The sequence below is a fragment of the Paenibacillus sp. KS1 genome (assembly GCF_001680695.1).
GTDB lineage: Bacteria > Bacillota > Bacilli > Paenibacillales > Paenibacillaceae > Paenibacillus_B > Paenibacillus_B suaedae.
Genome location: NZ_MAIS01000052.1, coordinates 23,267 through 43,607, shown reverse-complemented (window position 1 = coordinate 43,607; position 20,341 = coordinate 23,267). Strand labels below are relative to the sequence as shown.

The 20,341-nt window shown below is 44.9% G+C and carries 19 protein-coding genes; 13 read left to right on the top strand and 6 right to left on the bottom strand.

Annotated elements, in window-relative coordinates:
- The coding region (locus BBG47_RS29985) for a hypothetical protein (RefSeq protein ID WP_175400564.1) at window positions 1-333 on the bottom strand (333 nt) is incomplete at its 3' end.
- Window positions 334-568: 235 nt separating this feature from the next.
- Between BBG47_RS29985 and BBG47_RS17600 the strand changes: the two genes are divergently transcribed.
- Genes BBG47_RS17600 through BBG47_RS17590 form a run of 3 tightly spaced genes read left to right on the top strand, consistent with a single transcriptional unit; the run spans window position 569 to window position 3,841 of the window.
- Window positions 569-1,534, top strand: a complete 966-nt coding sequence (locus BBG47_RS17600; RefSeq protein ID WP_065292782.1) for a sugar phosphate nucleotidyltransferase — start codon at window positions 569-571, stop codon at window positions 1,532-1,534.
- Between the two features lie 5 nt (window positions 1,535-1,539).
- Window positions 1,540-2,835, top strand: a complete 1,296-nt coding sequence (locus BBG47_RS17595) for a UDP-glucose dehydrogenase family protein (protein ID WP_065292781.1) — start codon at window positions 1,540-1,542, stop codon at window positions 2,833-2,835.
- Window positions 2,836-2,890: 55 nt separating this feature from the next.
- A complete protein-coding gene (locus BBG47_RS17590; protein ID WP_065292780.1) occupies window positions 2,891-3,841 on the top strand; it encodes an NAD-dependent epimerase/dehydratase family protein in 951 nt (316 codons plus the stop codon).
- 50 nt (window positions 3,842-3,891) lie between these two features.
- Here BBG47_RS17590 and BBG47_RS17585 read toward each other — a convergent pair whose 3' ends face one another.
- Genes BBG47_RS17585 through BBG47_RS17575 form a run of 3 tightly spaced genes read right to left on the bottom strand, consistent with a single transcriptional unit; the run spans window position 3,892 to window position 8,082 of the window.
- Window positions 3,892-5,028, bottom strand: a complete 1,137-nt coding sequence (locus tag BBG47_RS17585; RefSeq protein WP_065292779.1) for a glycosyltransferase family 4 protein — start codon at window positions 5,026-5,028, stop codon at window positions 3,892-3,894.
- 20 nt (window positions 5,029-5,048) lie between these two features.
- Entirely contained in the window at window positions 5,049-6,773 is a 1,725-nt protein-coding gene (locus BBG47_RS17580; protein ID WP_065292778.1) for a CotS family spore coat protein, read from the bottom strand.
- A gap of 16 nt (window positions 6,774-6,789) precedes the next feature.
- Window positions 6,790-8,082 carry a glycosyltransferase gene (locus tag BBG47_RS17575; protein WP_065292777.1) on the bottom strand — a complete coding sequence of 431 codons (1,293 nt, stop codon included), beginning with the start codon at window positions 8,080-8,082 and terminating at the stop codon, window positions 6,790-6,792.
- A 198-nt stretch (window positions 8,083-8,280) separates the two neighbouring features.
- On the opposite strand from BBG47_RS17575, the gene BBG47_RS17570 reads away from it, so the two are divergent.
- The 8 genes from BBG47_RS17570 (at window position 8,281) to BBG47_RS17535 (ending at window position 16,614) form a co-directional block, all read left to right on the top strand.
- Entirely contained in the window at window positions 8,281-9,270 is a 990-nt protein-coding gene (locus BBG47_RS17570; protein ID WP_065292776.1) for a phosphotransferase, read from the top strand.
- A gap of 171 nt (window positions 9,271-9,441) precedes the next feature.
- Complete coding sequence (locus tag BBG47_RS17565; protein ID WP_065292775.1) at window positions 9,442-10,137, top strand: response regulator transcription factor; 696 nt, start codon at window positions 9,442-9,444, stop codon at window positions 10,135-10,137.
- Window positions 10,130-11,248, top strand: a complete 1,119-nt coding sequence (locus BBG47_RS17560) for a HAMP domain-containing sensor histidine kinase (RefSeq protein ID WP_065292774.1) — start codon at window positions 10,130-10,132, stop codon at window positions 11,246-11,248. Before BBG47_RS17565 ends, BBG47_RS17560 begins: the two co-directional genes overlap by 8 nt.
- 199 nt (window positions 11,249-11,447) lie before the next feature.
- A complete protein-coding gene (locus tag BBG47_RS17555) occupies window positions 11,448-12,314 on the top strand; it encodes a carbohydrate ABC transporter permease (protein WP_065292773.1) in 867 nt (288 codons plus the stop codon).
- 50 nt (window positions 12,315-12,364) lie between these two features.
- On the top strand, window positions 12,365-13,234 hold the full coding sequence (locus BBG47_RS17550; protein ID WP_065292772.1) for a carbohydrate ABC transporter permease: 870 nt from the start codon (window positions 12,365-12,367) through the stop codon (window positions 13,232-13,234).
- Window positions 13,235-13,258: 24 nt separating this feature from the next.
- A complete protein-coding gene (locus tag BBG47_RS17545; RefSeq protein WP_065292771.1) occupies window positions 13,259-14,428 on the top strand; it encodes an efflux RND transporter periplasmic adaptor subunit in 1,170 nt (389 codons plus the stop codon).
- Window positions 14,429-14,461: 33 nt separating this feature from the next.
- Window positions 14,462-15,790 carry an ABC transporter substrate-binding protein gene (locus tag BBG47_RS17540; RefSeq protein WP_065292770.1) on the top strand — a complete coding sequence of 443 codons (1,329 nt, stop codon included), beginning with the start codon at window positions 14,462-14,464 and terminating at the stop codon, window positions 15,788-15,790.
- 299 nt (window positions 15,791-16,089) lie between these two features.
- A complete protein-coding gene (locus tag BBG47_RS17535) occupies window positions 16,090-16,614 on the top strand; it encodes an NAD(P)H-dependent oxidoreductase (RefSeq protein ID WP_065292784.1) in 525 nt (174 codons plus the stop codon).
- A 67-nt stretch (window positions 16,615-16,681) separates the two neighbouring features.
- On the opposite strand, the gene BBG47_RS17530 is transcribed toward BBG47_RS17535, so the two are convergent.
- Window positions 16,682-17,044, bottom strand: a complete 363-nt coding sequence (locus BBG47_RS17530) for a winged helix-turn-helix transcriptional regulator (RefSeq protein ID WP_065292769.1) — start codon at window positions 17,042-17,044, stop codon at window positions 16,682-16,684.
- Between the two features lie 53 nt (window positions 17,045-17,097).
- Complete coding sequence (locus BBG47_RS17525; RefSeq protein WP_065292768.1) at window positions 17,098-17,730, bottom strand: hypothetical protein; 633 nt, start codon at window positions 17,728-17,730, stop codon at window positions 17,098-17,100.
- A gap of 328 nt (window positions 17,731-18,058) precedes the next feature.
- Between BBG47_RS17525 and BBG47_RS17520 the strand changes: the two genes are divergently transcribed.
- A complete protein-coding gene (locus tag BBG47_RS17520) occupies window positions 18,059-19,234 on the top strand; it encodes an oxalate decarboxylase family bicupin (RefSeq protein WP_094183181.1) in 1,176 nt (391 codons plus the stop codon).
- A gap of 305 nt (window positions 19,235-19,539) precedes the next feature.
- Entirely contained in the window at window positions 19,540-20,001 is a 462-nt protein-coding gene (locus BBG47_RS17515; protein WP_065292766.1) for a CcdC protein domain-containing protein, read from the top strand.
- Window positions 20,002-20,341 lie beyond the last annotated feature (340 nt).

Below are 20,341 nucleotides of genomic sequence, written 5' to 3'. Positions count from 1 at the left end.
ATCATCATCATCGTCGCTGACATACTCATCATCGTCTTCGTCGTCAACGTCGTAACTGTCAGCCTCATCACCATCATCGTCGTCATCATCATCGTTGTCGCTATTCAGTTCGTCTTCCTCGTCATCACCCAATTTAATGCCAGTCTTCTCACCATTAACTAGCTCGACTTCGACATCCTCAACATGATCCCAATCGATTTGTTCTAGAAAAGACGCAAGGTCACTGCCTTCATCAGTCTTAAATTCGACTTTCTCCCCGTCGGCATATTCGACTTCAACGCTGTCGATATCCTCCAACTTTTTAATCTTGTTTACATATTCATTCTTACTCAATCGGATCAATCCTCTCTTGATTGATTTGGAAGCAGTATGAGCGTTCCTTCTATTCTATGTTCATATCCTGTAAGGGTATGGACAAATAAAAGTGTTAGAGTGTGGAATTTTCATATGTTTGTAGTACAGATGACAACCGTATATTTTCATCTATAAACCTCCAGAAGCCCTTACTTGGGAGAGTTGAGAATCATATAGTGATGTATGGCTGTTAACAGATAAAGGAGCGAGCAAAATGAAGGGGTTAATCCTCAGTGCTGGCAAGGGTTCACGGGTTCAACCATTTTCATTCACGACCCCTAAACCTTTGCTTCCCGTTGCCAATGTTCCGCTTCTCTATTACTGCATCGAAAAGCTTATAGAAGTGGGGATACGAGAGGTTGGAATCGTGATTCAACCTGGACACCATATGTTATTCCAGGAACAGTTGGGAAGAGGGGAACGTTGGGGAGTAGAGATTACGTATATTTTCCAATATACGCCTCTTGGTATTGCAGATGCAGTTAGACAGGCGGAAAGCTACATTGGCTGGAGTGATTTTGTACTTATGCTCGGAGATAATCTAATCACGGAGTCACTATCAGGACTCGTGGAAGTTGTAGCGCACAAAAAACACGATGCGTGCATGCTACTAGGACAGGTTGCTCATCCGCAAGATTATGGAATCGTAGAAGTTAGGGATGATCAAGTAGTAGGACTAGAAGAGAAGCCGAAGCATCCAAAATCAAATTTAGCTTCTCTCGGGGCATATGTGTTCACGCCGCAGCTATTTCAAGCTGTACGTTCGATATCTCCCTCTCCGAGGGGAGAATATGAGATTACACACGCCATTCAATGGTTGATAGACCATCAATTCTCAATTGGCTACACGATTACGGACAAGAACCATACTGATATTGGAACGATAGGACGATGGCTGGAGGCGAACCACTGGGTACTGGAAGACATAAGGGATAGAGATTTACATGAATTGCGGTTGCAATATCCGGGATGTCGCCTGATCCCACCAGTTGTAATCGATTCTACCAGTGAATTGAAAGACTGTATCATAGGACCCTATGTAACTATTGGTCCAAGAGCTAAGATTAATCACTGCAGTATCGAGAACAGCATTGTGCTTCAGGATGTCAGCATCACGGATGTACAGCTTAATAATGTGATCGCGAATCAACACGCTATCGCATCACCATCCGGGGGGTGAACAGCATGGATATTTTAGTAGTAGGTCTCGGGTATGTCGGAACAACGACTGCTCTAGCTTTTGCTGAAAATGGTTGGAAAATAGCAGGATTTGATACGGATCATTCAAAGCTTTGTTCTTTAGAGAAGGGAGATCTTCCTTTCTACGAGCCCGGTCTAGTAGAACTGTTGCAGAAGTATGTGGATCAGGGCAACATCCAATTTGTAAGCGATGCTAAGGAAGCGATTGAGAAGCATCACATTCTTTTTATTTGTGTGGGTACACCGTCACGAGAAGACGGGAGTGCTGATCTAACATATATACAGCAGGTGTCCGAATGGGTTGGCGAACATATGCAGGAACACAAAGTCATTGTAGTCAAAAGTACAGTGCCAGTGGGCACTCAGAAACGAATCAAGGAATGGGTTGCTAACAAGCAAACCAAACCAATCTCATTCGACGTCGTATCCAATCCCGAATTCCTCCGAGAAGGCAGTGCACTTCATGATGCGCTCCATCCTGATCGAATTATTCTAGGCAGTGATTCGCAAGCTGCGGCCGATGTCGTAAGCAGCCTGTACCGAAGGTATACGTGTCCAATCATTCGAACAGAGCCATCTACTGCAGAGCTCATCAAATATGCCTCGAATGCCTTTCTAGCGACCAAAATTTCCTATGTAAACGAACTGGCCAGACTGTGTGATCAATGTGGTGTATCGATAACAGATGTAGCACAAGGAATGGGGTTAGATCCTCGAATCGGTTCTTCCTTCTTACGTGCAGGCATCGGATACGGGGGTTCGTGCTTCCCTAAAGACGTCAACGCATTGCTGAGTTCAGCAGAGCAGTATGGCATCCATCTTAGCTTGTTAGAGAAAGTAGTTCACATTAATCGAACGCAGTTTGCTTATTTTCTTACAAAGCTGACAGCGAAGCTCGGCACCCTTGATGGAAAAAAGGTCGCAATCCTCGGACTAACCTTTAAACCAGGAACGGATGATTTACGAGAAGCGCCTTCGCTAGCGATCATTACCCAATTATGGAACAGCGGTGCCACTATAAGCGTTCATGATCCCGTCGCTGCACTTCCTCCCAACTATCCAACAGCTAGGTTGACACAGTATTCTCATATTTTGGATGCATTGCACAATGCGGATGCTGCTATCATTTGCACCGAGTGGGCGGTATACGAATCTATGAATTGGAGTGAGGCCCTCCCTATCATGCGAACTCCTATTCTGTTAGATGGCCGAAATATGCTCAGAGCAAATGAGATGCAAGCAATTGGATACGATTATGAAGGAGTGGGTGGGCACAAGTAGAGAGAAGAGTATGAAATGTTCCGTTAGAAATAGATAAGGAGGAGAGTAGTCGAATATGTATATATTGGTGACGGGAGCTGCTGGATTCATCGGCTCCCATCTCTGTGAACGGCTGCTGCTGGATGAACATGTACACGTTATTGGCATTGATGGCTATATTGACTCGTCAACACCGCGCCCTCAGAGGGAACTCAATCTAAGCTCATTGCGAACTCATGATAGATTTACCTTTCACGAAACAAATTTATTGCAATCTAATAATGAACTGCTGCTGAAGGATGTCGACGTCGTGTGCCACCTCGCAGGCATGCCGGGCGTGAGATCGAGCTGGGGGCCGGATTTTCTTCACTATGCCTCTCACAATATTGTGGCAACACAGCGGCTGTTGGAAGCGTGCAAGTCGAGCCCGGTACGCAAATTTATTTATGCTTCTACGTCATCCGTGTATGGAGAAAAGACGGGGAGAGTGGATGAAGGGGCGATCACGGAGCCATTGTCGCCGTATGGCGTCAGCAAATTAACTGGGGAGAACCTGTGCCGCGTATATTTGCATAATGATGGGATTCCCGTAACGATACTTCGCTTTTTTACTGTATATGGGCCAAGACAGCGTCCTGATATGGCCTTTCACCGCTTTATTCATCAAATGATTCACGGTGAACCGATCACCTTATTTGGTGATGGAAGCCAAACACGCGACTTTACTTATGTATCCGATTGTGTTGAGGGAATTGCAGCCGCTGTTCATACGGATGGTATTCTGGGACAAATATTGAATATTGGCGGCAAGCAGCGAGCGTCAATAATGGATTGCATTCATATGTTGCAGCAGCTGATTCCACATCAAGCAGGCATTCAATATATGGGAAGAACTTATGGGGAGCCAAGCCACACATGGGCAGATATCAGTAAGGCGCAGAAGCTGCTCGCTTACGATCCACAAATCGATCTGCTACAGGGGCTAGAGCGGGAGGTTGCATCGATTCGACAATTGTACGGACTATAACGGAGGAGGTGGCGCCGAGTTGCCGGCGCCACAGTTATGACAGCAGTAAATCAACCCCATACCTCTAATATTTCTTGAGCGACACGCTGCCACACGAACCGTGTCTCTGCAATTCTTCTTCCTCGCAGCCCCATTTGTCTGCATTCATCCATATTTGCAAGAAGATGATTCAGCTTATTCGCATATTCTAGTGGATTCTCTGGGTCTTCAACTAGAAGACCATTTCCCTGAAGAATCACTTCAGGATTACCGCCGCGAGAGGTCGTAAGGAATGGAAGGCCAGCTGCCATCGCTTCATAATGTACTCTCGCGAGTGGTTCATTCCATATTGAGGTGCATACAAATATATCTGCTGCACAGAACCAGCGATGGACTTCGTTCGCCTGCACATAGCCGGTTGTAATCACAGGAACAGGAGAGCGAGCCGCAATTGCTCTTACGTATCCAATATAGTCACTGACTTTATTATCGCTGTACCATGCGCCGCCAACTACGACTAATACAGCATCTGAATGTTTCAGATGTGACATCGCACGCACAAGCACATGCGGGCCTTTATTACGAGACAATCGCCCAACAAATAAAATAACTTTCTTCGAATTCAGCTGATACTCTGTACGAAGGCTATTGCGTGCCTGGCGAGCAGAATCGGATTCAATCCAAGGAGCGAATAGGGAGAGGTCTGCTGCGGAATATATTGTACGTATTTTCGCTGCGGCGTGAGGGTGATATCTGCATATTTCCTGTCCTATATAATTGCTTATGGTAATAATAGCATCCGTTTGTTCGACAACGGCTCTTCCTTCTTCCGGATGAATCTTGCCAGGATGGAACATGTCATTGTGCATACTTAAGACGATTCGGGCATGAGGTGCTATACTCCGCACAGGGAGAACAAGTCGTGGGCGATTAAAGATATGGATCAGATCGTATTGCTTGCCATTCTGAGCGAGAAATCGAATAACTCCTTCGGCATATACCTCGAATAGTCCCTCCGAAGGAATGCGAACATACGGAATCCCATCGACCACTTCAACATCAGGCAGTTCCGGATCCGATCTACCGACTATCGTAAGGTGATGACTCCGGCTCAACAGCGAGCTTACTCCTCCGATATAGGTCTGAATGGCGCCGCCCCTAATATTCGGGACAGGAAGCTTCTCTGTACAGATCATTAATATGTTCACGCCGTATGCTTCCTCCTGTCTTATCCCGTTTTACCGGAACGTGATTTTTTTCTAGATTTGCGTATCGCTGCTGAACGGGAGATCCGCTTCTTCCGACCGACGAATGTGCGGGACAACTTTGTTCTCTGGATTCGGCGCAGGATCGAAGATTTTTTGCGGCGCTTGCGGCGAATAGCAAGACGTCTTCGCGTAAGCACTCTTCTTGAGCGGTGGCGGCGTATTCTTCTACGCTTGCGGCGAGCAGTTCTACGGCGGCGGACGGCATAGATCGTATCAGGAGTAAGAGTGAGGGTAGGGAAGAGCGGAAGCGCTTCATTAGCGGAAGCGGCAACGGCTGTCTGCTCGGCGTGTAGCTGCTGTGCAGGGACCTCTTGAGGGACAGCTGCGTCAATTACTTCAGCTGGTAATAGGCTCGACACTGCATTCTCGAATTGACCGACGGCATCAGGTAGTAGGGTAGATATTGTATCAGGAACAATTTCTCCGGCTGGCTGAAGAGCAGGATCAGATGATTGTTCGGGTAGCGAAGGAAGCTTGTCGAATACAAGTTCTCCGTTAGCATATTCGATACCAGGCATGGTAAACTGCCACATTGATGATTCAGGAACTTGCGAATAATCTCCGGGTTCATAATTTTCGATGTCGCCAGCAAGCTCGTTTAGGGCCTGCCATTTGGTGCTCTCTGTAGCAAGTACACGTTGCAGAATACCTTCCAATTCCATACTCATGAAGGTGGTTGGGTCAAATACGATTTCTTTGACATGCTTATAGAATTCGTTCGGGAACGCCATATCCAAGCAGAGCAGCTCGAACGTTTCTCGATCCATTGGGTTCGCTTCATGATAAGCGCCTATCATTCCGCGAATCCAGGTTGTATCCCAGTAGCCCATATCATCCATCGTACTTGTAATCAGTTTGCGTAAATCACGAAAAGGAAGGTCGTATGCGACCCCATCCAAGTCAATAACCCATATTCCACCTGGGCCCATTTGGCCATTAGACCATCCATAGTCTTGATGCACTAATCCCCAATAGGGTTCACCCATTGCCACCATTTTGAAATATTTCGATACATTCAGCAATCGATCTAATGTCTCTTTGGCCTGAGTTTCGAAACTATCTACGACTTCGAGTAGTTTCTGACTGACAGGAAATTCGGTATAAACGGCGGCAATGTCACGGAACCAGCCGATTTTGGCGATGATCTTCTCATAATATGCTGGCCATGTGTATAGTCTTGAGGACTTGCCGGCACTTGAAGGAGGAATGTATCCTTTCGAGAACTTATGGAATTCACCGAGACCGTAGCAGAGAAGAGCAGCTCCTTCTAAGTCAACCTTCGACACAGGCTGCATGGGCTCAACCCAGTCCGTTACAATCCACAGCTTTCCGCCAGTCTCAACATAGATATCGTTCTCAACCGTCCGGATGAGTGCTGGTACGCGAGCACCTTGCTCAACCAGATATTGCTGTGCACCGATGCTGAATAGACTGCGAGCAGGAGTACGATGAAGGACTTTAAGGCTTCGTGGCCCATGATTCGTTTCAATTCGCCAGATCGCACCGCCCTTGTCAGGTTTAGAGGTAATCAGCACCATGCTGGACACATGCATATCATATTTCGTTATCACATAACGTGCTGCTTCTTCAACCTCGGGAGGCACATATTGTTCCAGAATCGTGCCGGGTGGTACGGTATCAATAAGATGTTCCCACGGTTCTATATGAAATTGAACCAACGGCATTCCCTCCACATCGATTTTAGTCACGCTTAGGAAATAGTAATTGACGATACACATCCAGCATTTTACTTGTGATTTGTGCGACATGAAATCTTTGCATGACGAATGTTCGTCCGGACTGAACCATCGCGTTCTTTTCTTCGAAGTCCATATTCCAGATTCGTTCAATATGTGCCGTCAATAGTCCCTTCGGTACGGAATTGGCAGCATGGTGATCCCCGAACCAAGAGTTCCACGCTTGTTCATAACAGCTTGCATCTACGACCCCAAGATAACCTTTACTCCCCGAACAAATAAGAGGACGTTGACAGGCCATTGCTTCTAATGCGATGCGCCCCGTACCGATCACACAATCGCTTATGGCGTAACAAGCCCTCATATTCAGCATTTCTCCCGGATAGATGATGAAGGAATCTCCAGCTTGATGACGCTCCTTCTCGACGAGCTTAACGACCTGTTCTTGATGGATACCGCCGCCTACAATCAGAAGGACGATAGGGCTGCCTGATTTTTTGCGTAGTGCAGATGTCGCTTGGATGACGTCTTTGCATATATCTGCCTTCTCCCATGTTAGACGGCCTACATACATGACGACGAAGGCATTATTTGGAATGCCCAGTTTGCTTCGCAAATACCGCTGATAGGCTTCGGGGTAACTGCTGAATTCCACTGCATCGAGTCCATTCGGGATAAGATGGGACGTAATGCCATCCATGTTCAGTGAGTGCTCGATCGCTGGACTGACACTTACAAAAGTGGTATTTGGCTTCAACTTCTGCATATGCGATGCATCATAATAACAGCCATGAACGGTAAAGACAAAGGGGATATTCATCTCCTCAGCTGCGCGCTTAGCAAGCTCTCCGGAAGGGTGTTGATGCGCGTGTATAATTTGAATGCGTTCCGTGCTAATAATCATTTTTAATACATCGAGATGCAGCTTTGCATTTTGGACATCAGGCTCATAATTATCAAGCACGAAATCAACCTCATAGTACGGACAGCCGAGACCAATGAAGGAATCCAATATCTTGCCTCGCTTGCCTGCTACTGCTACGACTGCCCCGCTCCGAATAAGCTCTCGCGTCAATGAGAGTGTGTAAGTCTCGGTACCTCCAATATTGAATTGATCGATGATCATTAATATACGCGGTGGCCATTGTACAGGAGGGGGGCGATATAAGGGGGCAGCAGGTTCTGAAAGGGTAACCGAAGTAGAGTGTCGTATGGTATTGATAATCTTTTTGCGTCTAGGATTTTCGCGCTTTCTTTGATTCTTTGTTACATTCGGTGTCCGTTTTTTTCTCTGCATTGGTTCACGCCCTTTATAAGGGGATTAGCGTATAGTATATTCATATGTCATAGGAACAAAAGTGAAAGGTACAATCGTATATTTTGGAAATTGTCCTGCTTATTCCACCATTGTAATGCCAATACTGAAGTAGTTTCGAATATAGTGAATAGCAGAGTCTACTTGCTTCGTGTTAAGCAAGAAGAAGGAGATGTGAGTATGGAGCCATCACTCGATATGATCACAGACGAATCGCTGCGAACAGCAGCAGCTATCGATTTCGTTTGTCAACATTTCTCCTTAGGGGAATTGGTAGGCATAGGAGATAGGTTAAAAGGCTCATATAATATTAATCTGAAAATAACGACAACAAATGGGGAATTCGTTGTACGTTTTATTAGCTCATCCGTAAGTGAAGCTCACCTTCAATATGTCTCGAATCTGCTTGCGAAGCTAGAGAATGAAGGGATTCCTGTACCTCGTCCTGTTCAGGATGAGAAGGGTATGAGCTTTGTAGAGCTTGATGGGAAGCGGGTTCAAGTTACTCCATTCGTACAAGGCAGATCGTTCTTGTGCCGGGAGCAGCAAGTGCATTCGAGTGCAAGTATGCTTCGAAGATTCCATCATATTCTGGGAGATGAGCCGCCGGGCCCACTTCCTGAATGGTCATTCTACCATAAAAGCAGCGATTTAAGGGAACGGTTGAGCCGGCTTCGAGAATTGCCGACAATTCCTAGCAAGGAGCATGCAGAAGTATCGCGTGTCATGAACCGAGTACTTCATAAATACGACAAAGATGCATCGTTGCTGCCTCGGACAATCATCCACGGTGATTGGCATTTCTGGAATCAGAAGTACATTCGCAATGAAGTGAGCTGTGTGCTGGATTTTGACTTTGTACGGAACGGAACACGCCTCTTCGACATTGCCTATTCGATATGGGTAATCTACTTATTGCTGCCGAATTATGCGAGTACTTTCGACGCCCGTTTTCTGGCTGGATATGGGAAGCTGTCCGATATTGAGTTATACTTGCTCCCTGCTGCTGTGTCTCGAATCAGTTTGTTTTTCCTATGCCAATCCATTCATTCCGCAGAACCCGATGTGAAGTGGAAGCATCAATATAGGAAGCAAATGCCGTTTCTGGAATGGATGGAGAAAGAGGGGAAGGCTAGGATTCGAAGCTTGGCTTCAGCAGTTCAAGCATAGGTTGACAAATCCGATCACAGCGCACAAAATGGGCAGCACTCCTTACATGAAGCGACTATAGCTTAGCTAAGCAGGTGGTTGATCATTCTTCGATGCCTGCTTAGCTCTGTAATTGTAGTGAGGATCTGTTACAATGGGAGGAAATGTTACCATTTCACAGGAGTAGATCGCATGAGAGAAATTACGATACTTATTGCAGAGGACGAGAAGGAAATAGCTGATTTAATCGCTTATCATCTTGAGAAGGAAGGCTATCATTGTATCATTGCAACAGATGGTGAGGAAGCAGTACATGCTGTTCATCGCCATTCCATTGATTTGGCGATACTCGATATTATGATGCCGAAGCTGGATGGCTATGAAGTTACCCGGCAAATCCGAGAACAGAACCATATGCCCATCATATTTGTAAGCGCCAAGACAAGCGACTTGGATAAAATCACGGGTCTGGTTAGAGGAGCGGATGATTATATGACCAAGCCGTTCAACCCCATGGAGTTGGTTGCTCGGGTGAATGCACATCTGCGGCGCAGCATGCAGTTCAATTCTTCTGCTGCATCAGCTCGCAATGTACTGGAGAACGGCGGACTTGTTATGAACCTCGAGCAGCGCTCGGTTCGGCTGTATGATGAACCGATTGAACTTACACCGAAAGAATTCGATATCTTGCACCTGCTCGCGAGCTCCCCGAAGAAGGTATTCAGCTCGGAGCATATTTTTCAACAGGTGTGGGGCGAAGCTTATTTTGAGAATGCGAATACGGTCATGGTGCATATTCGTACACTTCGCAAAAAGTTGAAAGAAGATACCGCGAAAAACAAATTAATCAAAACAGTCTGGGGAGTAGGTTACACGTTCAATGGGTAAAATCATTCGCAGCTTCCGTGCTAAAATGCTGTTCCTTTTTGGTGTCAGTATCCTTCTATCCGGAGGAATCATTTTCTTACTATACAAACTTCTTCAGATGTATTATCACACCATGAAGTACGAACATCCATTAACCTCCGTTCGATATTTCATTAGGGATATAGGGGATATTAATTTCTTTTTACTTATTTTCACACCGCTTGCGATCTTGTTTTTCTTCTTGCTTACGAAGCGGTATGCAGTATACTTTAACATGATTTCTGATGGAATTAACCAGCTTGCCAACGGAGATTTCGCAAGTCCAGTACATATCGAATCCAAAGATGAATTCGGGGTTATTGCGAAAGACATTAACTTGGCCAAGATTAAGCTGCAGCAGGCGGTTGAGAGAGGAGACTTTGCTGAGAACAGCAAGGATCAATTGGTCATGAATTTGGCACATGATTTGCGTACTCCACTAACGTCTATCCTTGGGTACCTGGATCTCATTCTTCGAGATAAAAAATTAACAGAAGAACAAATCATCCATTACACGGAAATTGCTTATACTAAATCGCAACGATTGGAGAAACTCATCGATCAGTTATTTGAAGTAACGAGAATGAATTATGGTACAGCGGCCATTGAGAGGCATCGAATGGATGTAAGTGAGCTTCTCATACAGGTTACCGAGGAACTATATCCCGTTCTAGAGAAGAATGGTTTACAGGTTCGTTTGAATATACCGTCACACATGTATATTTGCGGAAATGGAAAGATGCTAGCGAGAGTATTCGAGAATCTACTGTCTAACGCGAATCGCTACGGAAGTGATGGGAAGTTTGTAGATATTCAAGCCCAAATCGTGTTGAATGAGGTGATTGTGAAGGTGATTAATTATGGGGATCAAATCAAGCCGGAGCATATCCCTCATTTGTTTGACATGTTCTATACCGCTGATCAAGCCCGATCCCAGCAAGGGGATAGCACAGGCTTAGGCTTATTCATTACGAAGAATATCATTTCACAGCATGATGGAACGATATCCGTTCAGAGTGATGCGGTACGAACGATGTTCGAAGTGCGCTTGCCTTATCACAACGATGATTCTCTCTTAGCCCAAAAACGTTAATTTAAGAAAAACTTTATTTTTACCCCACTTTTTCTTTAAACAGTTTGCTCTATTCTAAGTGCAGGATAAGAGAAGCGTTGAGAGAAAGTGGGTTTTTTCATGTTTATGTGGATGCTTCATACTACGTAGAGTCTGATATCAACTTCCATAGTTTATATGAAGAATTTTCATTTGGGATAGGAATGATGGGGGATGTGAAATGACAAAATGGCTCCGCAAGGATACACCTGCAGCTTTTATGTTTCTTTTGCCTAGCGGAATAGGGTTTGCGATCTTTTATTTCATCCCTTTTGTACAAGGGATGATGTATTCATTTCAGAACAACGCTGTTCAAGGACAATTTGTCGGACTTGACAATTATCGCGAACTGCTCGATAGCGACTCTTTTCGCAAAGCTTTTTTACATACGACATATTTTACAGTTATAAGCGTTCCGATCCTCATCGTGCTGTCCCTATGCATCGCTATTATGTTGAACAAACACATCTATTGCCGCAACATTCTGCGTACAGCCTATGTATTGCCGCTCGTCGTTCCTACGGCGTCTATCGTGCTCATTTGGCAGATCCTCTTTGACTGGAATGGTTCCCTTAACGCTTGGTTAGGCACTTGGATGCTTGAACGTGTGGATTGGATGAAGACTGACGCCGCTCGCTATGTAATCATCGGTGTATACATATGGAAAAACATTGGCTATAACATGATTCTATTCTTGGCAGGCTTACAGCAGATTCCGAAGGACTATTATGAGACAGCCTATATAGAAGGGGCAGGCCGCTTCCGTCAATTCAGAAGCATCACGCTCGTGTATCTAACACCTACGATGTTCTTTGTAGTCCTCATGTCGATTATGAATTCGTTCAAGGTATTTCGGGAAACATACTTAGTTGCCGGCGACTATCCGCATGACAGCATTTATATGCTGCAGCATTTTATGAACAATATGTTTGTGTCCTTGGACATCCAGAAGCTTACGGCGGCGGCCTCATTAATGGCAGCTTGCATCTTAGTCATCGTATTCGGGATGTATTTCATAGAGCGTCGTGTTCGACATTCGTTGGACTAAGCAACAGATAGAGCAGCAGACATGAGAAAGGAGGTAACGAGATCAATCGTATGAGAAGAATACAAAAAATCGTAATGACGGCCATTATGGTAGTGTTTGCTGGATTGTTATTGTCACCAATTGTGATTACATTCACAAATTCAATAATGACAGAACAAGAAATTGAAATGAATTATGGATTGATTGGCCATGTAGGTTCAACTGTATCTGCTTTTGCCCAGCAGTTCGTGAATTTGAAGCTGCTTCCGGATCAAGTGTCCATAGAGCAGTATTCCATGCTATTGATACGGAACTCGAAATATATAGCTATGTTCTGGAATTCTGTATTTATGGTGGTGCCGATTATCGCTGGTCAAACCTTAGTTGCAGCTCTGGCCGCATATGCATTCTCCAAACTGCGTTTTCGTGGTCGCGAGCTCCTATTTCTTGTTTACCTGTTCACGATGCTAATGCCTTATCAAGTTACGCTTGTTCCCCATTATATGATGGCCGATCAACTTGGATTGCTGAATCATCCTAGCTCGGTTATTCTTCCTGGGATATTTGCCGCCTTCGGTGTATTTATGCTTCGCCAGTTCATGATGCACATTCCGTACGATTACATCGAGGCAGCTAAAATTGATGGGGCTGGTCACCTCCGAATTTTCTGGTCGATTATCGCACCCTTAATCAAACCAGGAATAGCGGGTCTTGTCATTTTGCTATTTGTGGATTATTGGAACATGGTGGAGCAGCCTCTTATTTTCCTGCACGATGCACTTAAGCAGCCACTCTCCGTATATTTATCGAACATCAATAAAGGGGCCAGGGGAGTCGCTTTCGCTGCTTCGATGCTGTATATGGCCCCCATGGTGCTCTTGTTCTTATATGTGGAACCTTACTTTATCGAAGGTGTCCAGTTGTCAGGCATCAAGGGATAGATTGGTTTGAAGGGAGTATTGGAAGTGGGGAGTGAAGGACAAGTCGCTGCTACAGAGAAAAAGCGTCAACGAACGATAGTCATTTTGTTCGGGTTATTTATCGGACTGTTAGTGTTCTGTACCTTATTCAGCAATACATTGGAATCGTTAACGCTCCCCAAGGTTGTTACTGAGAAAGCGGCACTAGGGAGCCTTGATTATAAGCTTGAAGCAAGTGGTATCCTGCGGCCTGTGTCCGAAGTAAAATTAGCGAATGCGGCACCGTGGCGGGTTAGCAAGATCTACGTGAAAGAAGGGAGCTACGTCCAAAAAGGTCAGACGCTGCTGACTTATGACAGCAGTTCCGCCGAGCAAGAATTGCAAGATGAGATTGCCCATCTAGAGAAGCAAAAGATCGAGCTGCAAACCTATCAGGATCGATATATTCAATCTGCGACATCAGAAGAGGATGACATGAAGCTGCGCGCCGCGTCGCGCGAAATACAAACACGTCGTCTGGATTTGGGGATACAAACTCGTAAAATTAACGAATTGAAAAAGAAGTTGGAACAACAAAAAGAAATCAAAGCTCCATTCGATGGCATTGTGACGAAGATTAACGCGGTAACAGGCGTAGTGTCTTCTGGGGCGGCGGATATCATTCTAGCCAATAGCAGCCGTGGGTATCAGTTGGACATTACGATTGATGCTGAATTGTTGAATTTACTCGCGATATCGATAGGGGAGAAGATGCCGGTTGTAATAAAGGGGGACAAAGCGAACAAGTCACAAGAGTATCAAGCATTGATTATGGATATCGTCGATAATGAACGGCGATCTGCAGCTGCTGATGATCTTGTGACGAATGCGAAATCAACCATTGCACAGAAAACGGTTCGTCTCCAAATGGTGAACTCCGCTTTGAAAGGCGGCGAGGAAGGTCGTGTACATATTACGAAGCGTTCTCGTGAAGAGGGAATTCTCATTTCAAATAAAGCGATTCATCGAGAGCGAGAAGGACTGTACATTTATGCAGTTGAGGAGCAGTTGGGGCCGCTTGGCAACGTCTTTTTGGCACGCAAGGTTCCCGTCACATCAAGTGAAAGCAATGACAAGGTAACGTTAATCACATCAGGAAATGTCTATGAACAAACACTAATTATTGTAGACAGCAGCGAGCCTTTGCAAGATGGCAATCGGATTCGGCTCCAATAGATTTCAAAGATGGAATAGAGGAGAGATCATATTATGAATAAGCGGCTTATCATTATTTTCACTAGTTTGTTGCTCGTTACAATGACAGTGGCATGCGGTTCATCGAATGAAGGGGACAAGACGAACAAAACGAAGGAAGGCAAGACGATCGTAACGATGTCCTTGTTCAATCCAAATTCCTGGTATGTATCTGCAATAAAGAAATTTGAGAAACAAAATCCAGATATTGAAGTTCGTCTTCAATTGTTTAAGCAAGAAAATGAGAAAGTGGAGGAACAAGATGACGACAGGTATGTGCAAAAAATCAATACGGAGCTATTATCTGGCGCAGCGGCGGATATCATTGATGTTGCCAACCTGCCTGTCGAGAAATATGTCAATAAAAAGCTGCTCCTCAATATGAATGACTTTATCAAAAAAGAGAAGCTGCTGGAAAAGGGCGATTTGTACCCGAATATCGTGGATGAGATGAGGATCGATGGTGGGCTATATTCGATGCCGCTTAGCTTACACCTGCATACCTTCCTAGGGGACGGCAATATACTGGAGAAGGCTAACGTTCAGGTAGATGATCAGAAATGGACATGGCAGCAATTTGAACAAGTAGCGAAGCAGATTATGAAGAGCATGGATGAAGGCGATTCCCGATATGCATTGGCGAACACACCGCCTGAGGAGCAGCTGCTTGACATAGTCATCGATCAGTCTTCCGAGTTCATCGATCGCAGCAATCAAAAGGCTAACTTCGATTCTCCAGGCTTTATAACTCTTATGGAGCAAATCAAGAGCATGTATGACCATCAAGTTGCTACTTCGAAGGAGGCAGATTACGGAAAGCAGTTGTTCAGCTCGATAACACTGGTATCTACTCCTGACTTTATCTTTTGTCCCCATACGCTTTATAAAAAACCTGTGTTGCTGAATAAGCCGCATGCTGCAGGACAGACAAGCGGAGTTTCTTTTTCTGCTCCAAAACAGCTTGCAATTTCATCCAAGTCGGTAGTTTCTGAAGAAGCTTGGAAATTGATATCCTTTTTGGCATCTGAGCAAGCGCAATCTATGCCAGAGAGAAGTGGGTTTTCCGTACTTGCATCGGTGAATGAACAGGAGCTTAACGAAAGACAGAAGCAAGTGGAAAGTGGAGAATTTAAGCTGGAATCGGGCCAAGCTGTTAAGGCGACAGAGGGATATTTCATAAAGGCCAAGCAGCTGCTGGCAGCAGCGGGCGGTTATCGGTCTAGTGATGACAAGCTGTCCGCGATCGTAACCGAAGAAGCGAAATCGTATATTGCTGGTCAGAAATCTGCCGAAGAGGTAGCAAAATTAATCCAAAATCGGGTGACAACGTATTTGAATGAGTAAGGAAACAGAGAGGACGTGCACATGCGCGAGCTCTCTGTTTATGTTGCACATGGTATTGAGGATAGACATCTCCATTGTAACAGGTACTAGCCTCCGAACAGGCCTCTTTCATCAATGGAAGCAATCTTCGGGTGGACGGGGGATCGGTTTCCAGCATCTAGTCAACTGCACAAGTGTTGTCGGTTTTGACCATTTGATACTAACCTTTATGTAAGTACCTGAACTAAAAGTGCGTACTTACAAATAGATAGTTTACAGCATATACTCAAGAGGCAAACCAATCTATGGAGGTCAAATCGATGAAAACACTTGTTGTCTTAACTCATCCTAACTTAGATACGTCCGTTGTCAATAAACGCTTGGCCAAAGAACTCAAGAAGTACCCGGACAAATATACAGTTCACGAATTGTATAAGGTATACCCTGATGGCAACATTGATGTTCAGCAAGAACAACAGTTGATTGAATCTCATGGCAATCTTGTCTTGCAGTTCCCAATCTATTGGTTTAATTGCCCGCCTCTTCTTAAAAAATGGCTTGATGAAGTATTTACTTATGGTTGGGCCTATGGTTCAAGTGGCGATAAACTGAAAGATCGCAAAGCTGCATTGGCTGTATCTGCCGGAATTAAAAAAGAGGATTTCGAGGAGGGGAAATATCGTTATACATTCGAGCAAGTATTATCCCCATTCGAATTAAGCTTTCAGTATTGTAAAGCAGATTATCGCTCGTTCTATGCGTTTTACGGGGCGGAGCATGAGCCGTCAGCAAGCAAGCTGGATCAGGGGGCAATTGAATACGTGAAATTCATTGACAATCTGTAAGTTATTCTTTTTATCCCGTCTAATAGCAAAAGAAGTATTTCCTCATGCAGGAGATACTTCTTTTGCATTATGAATGTTCCACAGTTTCTAAGGGTGATAGTCTGTTCTTCTCTCCCCAATCACACATCATATCTACTATAGGGATGAGCGATAGACCACGTTCCGTTAAGGAATATTCGACTTTTGGCGGCACTTGTGGATATTCCTTGCGTTGGATAAGGCCATCTGCCTCCATCTCTTTTAACATAACGCTCAATGATTTGAATGAAATGGTACCGATGCTTCGCTTCAGCTCATTATGCCGCATGACCTTATGCTCGGACAGCCAATACATAATGATCATTTTATATTTGCCGCCTATTAAAGACAGTGTGTAGCCAAACGGGGTGTCTTTGACATCCACACCAGTAGGAAGACATGGTTCTTGCACAAACAACACACTCCTTCGTGAATGATAGTAGCATAAACATGATGTACCGTAAATTAATCATCAAACCGCAAAGTGAAGAGGATCGCCTGCTCGACTTTGCTTAGTGATTCCTGTGAGAAATCTGCAGTAATCATGTGATTTGCACTCGTCATTTGCATGCCCCATACCCGAATCGTACCCTGTGCAATAAAGGATTGAGGCTCATGATATGAAATGATCCCCCGTCCCATCACCTTATGATCTGTTGGGGGCGAAAGGCCGTACAGGGTTGTACCAGATTCATGGACGATGCCAATCTTGATATGATTCATATTGTCCTGTCCTAAGACAGCAACGGTATCAATAGATATGATAAGCTCAATCTCTTTCCGATCCTCCTTATTAGGTGTGAAGAATATGTCTCCAATGCCGCCAACGGATTTTACTTTCTTGCCATAGTTCCAGATCTCAATATCCAAGTTTACTTGCGTTTTTTTGCCATTGCTATCATATCGCAAAATAAACGCCCCTGTCATATTGCCGAGGAAAGGCTTTAATTTAGCTGCTTCACCTTGAAATGGATCTGTAGGAGTTAAGGTTATCGTTGCGGGAGTATTAATCAGCTCAGGAACGGATGATCTCGGTATACAGCCAGTTACCAGAGACAAAATGAAGAAAACAAATGCCGATACTCGGTAGTGTTTCACCTCGATCCCTCCTTCAGTTTACTATACCATAATGCGGGGAGATAAATAACAATAAATACCATTTAAATCAAGGTGCTTGTATATACCTCAGATAAGGGATCACTCGTTGTTGTTGAAACATATCCATTTTCCTAGTCCTGAATTGCATCCGAACGCGGATATTACAGCATAATCGAAGCATCATGTTCATAAGGATCAATGGAATCGTTGCCAGTTCCTTGAGTTGTTAATCAGGCAACATTATATGTAGGCAACATCTCATTAGCGTTGTTCGATAAGTTTCAGAGAAGGGAGAGGTGGGATCGTGAATATACATGATTCGAAGCAGATGCATATTCCGCAGCCCATTCGCGAAAGTGACGGTGCAGGGGCAACTGATCTCGGTCCACGCGATGTTATGCGGGATATGGAAAATCCAGATATGCTCGTTCCTCCGCCAACGGATGCAGGACTTGTTCCGAATTTGAAGTTTTCCTTTTCCGATGCACACATGCAGCTGAATAAGGGGGGGTGGTCACGCGAAGTCACGGTAAGAGAACTGCCGGTAGCGAAGACGCTGGCAGGTGTCAATATGAGGCTTACTCCAGGTGGGGTAAGGGAGCTTCATTGGCATCAACAGGCAGAATGGGCGTTCATGATCCTGGGGAGCGCCCGGGTGACCGCGGTCGATCAGAACGGTCGTAATTTTATCGCAGATGTTAGACCGGGAGATCTGTGGTACTTCCCTCCCGGCATTCCACATTCCATTCAGGGGCTAGAGGAGGGCTGCGAGTTCCTGCTCGTGTTCGATGACGGGAGTTTTTCGGATCTAAATACCCTTTCGATATCGGATTGGTTTGCGCATACACCGAAGGAGGTTTTATCAGCTAATTTTGGTGTACCGATAAGTGCATTTGAGCACATTCCTTCTGAGCAGGTGTACATTTATCAATCTCAAGTACCAGGATCGATTGAGAGTCAGCAGGTGCCTGATCCTTACGGGACGATTGAGCCGGGTTTCGTACATCGCTTGATGGCTCAGCCGCCAATCACAACTCCCGGTGGGACAGTTCGCATCGTGGATGCAACCAATTTTCCAGCTTCACGAACGATAGCTGCAGCACTTGTTGAGATTAAGCCTGGCGCCATGAGAGAGATGCATTGGCATCCTAACAATGATGAATGGCAATATTATCTTACCGGACAGGGCAGAATGACTGTTTTCTCGGGGAATGGTGCAGCACGGACTTTTAACTATCGGGCAGGGGATGTCGGATACGTTCCTTTTGCGTTTGGACATTATATTCAGAATACAGGGACAGACAGCTTATGGTTCCTCGAAATGTTCAAAAGTGATCGGTTTGCAGACGTGTCCCTCAATCAATGGATGGCACTTACGCCGAGGCAGCTCGTCCAACCGAATGTGAATGCTTCGCCTGAATTAATGAATGCCCTGCGAACGACGAAGTGGCCAGTCGTGAAATATCCGGGAATCCCGCCAGTTGTCGAGCAACAACATCAATAATATCGGATAACTGAACGTCATTCGTCACTGGAATTACATACAGAAGCAAATGAACATTATGGTGTACATCCTCACATTCTGCAGGCAGCAGCTTGTTTTTGTGAGGAAGTGCACCGTTTTTTTGTAACACGCTGTAATGGCTATGAATGTCTAATTCAACCATTGGCTCTACGATGAACAGCGTGCAGCAATGAACCAACCTGCATACTATTTATCAAAATTCAATCTGTAGGTGGACTTCAATATGCAGCATTCTGTTTATACTGCTAATTAGAAAATCAAATATAAGGTAAAGAGGAGATATCATGACATCTGCTTCAACTTTTATTATTGTGCTGGCAATTGTACTTCTACGCATGGGAAAGGAAAAGGAATTGCGCCCATCACGCATGTGGATCACTCCAGTATTGTTCATTTGGGTAACCTTTACGACAATCTCACAGACTGCGAACTTGACTTGGATGAGCTTCCTGCTATATGCGATCTGTCTTGTTCTTGGCATAGGGCTGGGCATGTGGAGGGCTTCCCTGGAAAAACTCCGTGTTCATCCGGTTACTGGGAGAATAACTTCACAGAGTTCAATTGCAGGCGTCATTATTTTTATGGCTGCAATGCTTCTACGCTTGGCAATTGGCTATTGGGGGAGAGAGCATGCTCTGGTATCATTAAGTAATGCACTCGTTATGATTCCGCTTGGCAGTGTATGTGCGAGACGCTTTTTTCTATTTTTACGCTATCGGCAGCTGCAAGGCCACGGGAGAATATGAGGCATGAATCCCTCTCTCAGAAGGTGTGATCTGCAATCTATGCGAGTCAATCGACCCATAATTCCATATGAGAAGCCTATGCATAGCCGATTGAGGGTGATTATATTAAGTCTAATCATCCTCATCATCTTTATTCCGTATGAGAATTCTTCTTCAGTTTGGAGTATCGGGACAGGACTGGCGATGTTCGTCTCGTACGTCTTCCTTCTGATATGGACCCCAGGCGGACGAGTTCGGAATACACAGAACTATTACATAATCATCCTATTACTATGGTTACTTACCATGTCTTCATGGTTGTTCTTTGATACAGTACGAACGTCAGCATCATTAGTAATTT

Excerpts from the sequence above, each read along its gene's own strand:
- BBG47_RS17600 (WP_065292782.1), top strand. The coding sequence starts at position 569 with ATGAAGGGGTTAATCCTCAGTGCTGGCAAGGGTTCACGGGTTCAACCA.
- BBG47_RS17595 (WP_065292781.1), top strand. The coding sequence starts at position 1,540 with ATGGATATTTTAGTAGTAGGTCTCGGGTATGTCGGAACAACGACTGCT.
- BBG47_RS17590 (WP_065292780.1), top strand. The coding sequence starts at position 2,891 with ATGTATATATTGGTGACGGGAGCTGCTGGATTCATCGGCTCCCATCTC.
- BBG47_RS17580 (WP_065292778.1), bottom strand. The coding sequence starts at position 6,773 with ATGCCGTTGGTTCAATTTCATATAGAACCGTGGGAACATCTTATTGAT.
- BBG47_RS17575 (WP_065292777.1), bottom strand. The coding sequence starts at position 8,082 with ATGCAGAGAAAAAAACGGACACCGAATGTAACAAAGAATCAAAGAAAG.
- BBG47_RS17570 (WP_065292776.1), top strand. The coding sequence starts at position 8,281 with ATGGAGCCATCACTCGATATGATCACAGACGAATCGCTGCGAACAGCA.
- BBG47_RS17565 (WP_065292775.1), top strand. The coding sequence starts at position 9,442 with ATGAGAGAAATTACGATACTTATTGCAGAGGACGAGAAGGAAATAGCT.
- BBG47_RS17560 (WP_065292774.1), top strand. The coding sequence starts at position 10,130 with ATGGGTAAAATCATTCGCAGCTTCCGTGCTAAAATGCTGTTCCTTTTT.
- BBG47_RS17555 (WP_065292773.1), top strand. The coding sequence starts at position 11,448 with ATGACAAAATGGCTCCGCAAGGATACACCTGCAGCTTTTATGTTTCTT.
- BBG47_RS17550 (WP_065292772.1), top strand. The coding sequence starts at position 12,365 with ATGAGAAGAATACAAAAAATCGTAATGACGGCCATTATGGTAGTGTTT.
- BBG47_RS17540 (WP_065292770.1), top strand. The coding sequence starts at position 14,462 with ATGAATAAGCGGCTTATCATTATTTTCACTAGTTTGTTGCTCGTTACA.
- BBG47_RS17535 (WP_065292784.1), top strand. The coding sequence starts at position 16,090 with ATGAAAACACTTGTTGTCTTAACTCATCCTAACTTAGATACGTCCGTT.
- BBG47_RS17520 (WP_094183181.1), top strand. The coding sequence starts at position 18,059 with ATGCATATTCCGCAGCCCATTCGCGAAAGTGACGGTGCAGGGGCAACT.
- BBG47_RS17515 (WP_065292766.1), top strand. The coding sequence starts at position 19,540 with ATGACATCTGCTTCAACTTTTATTATTGTGCTGGCAATTGTACTTCTA.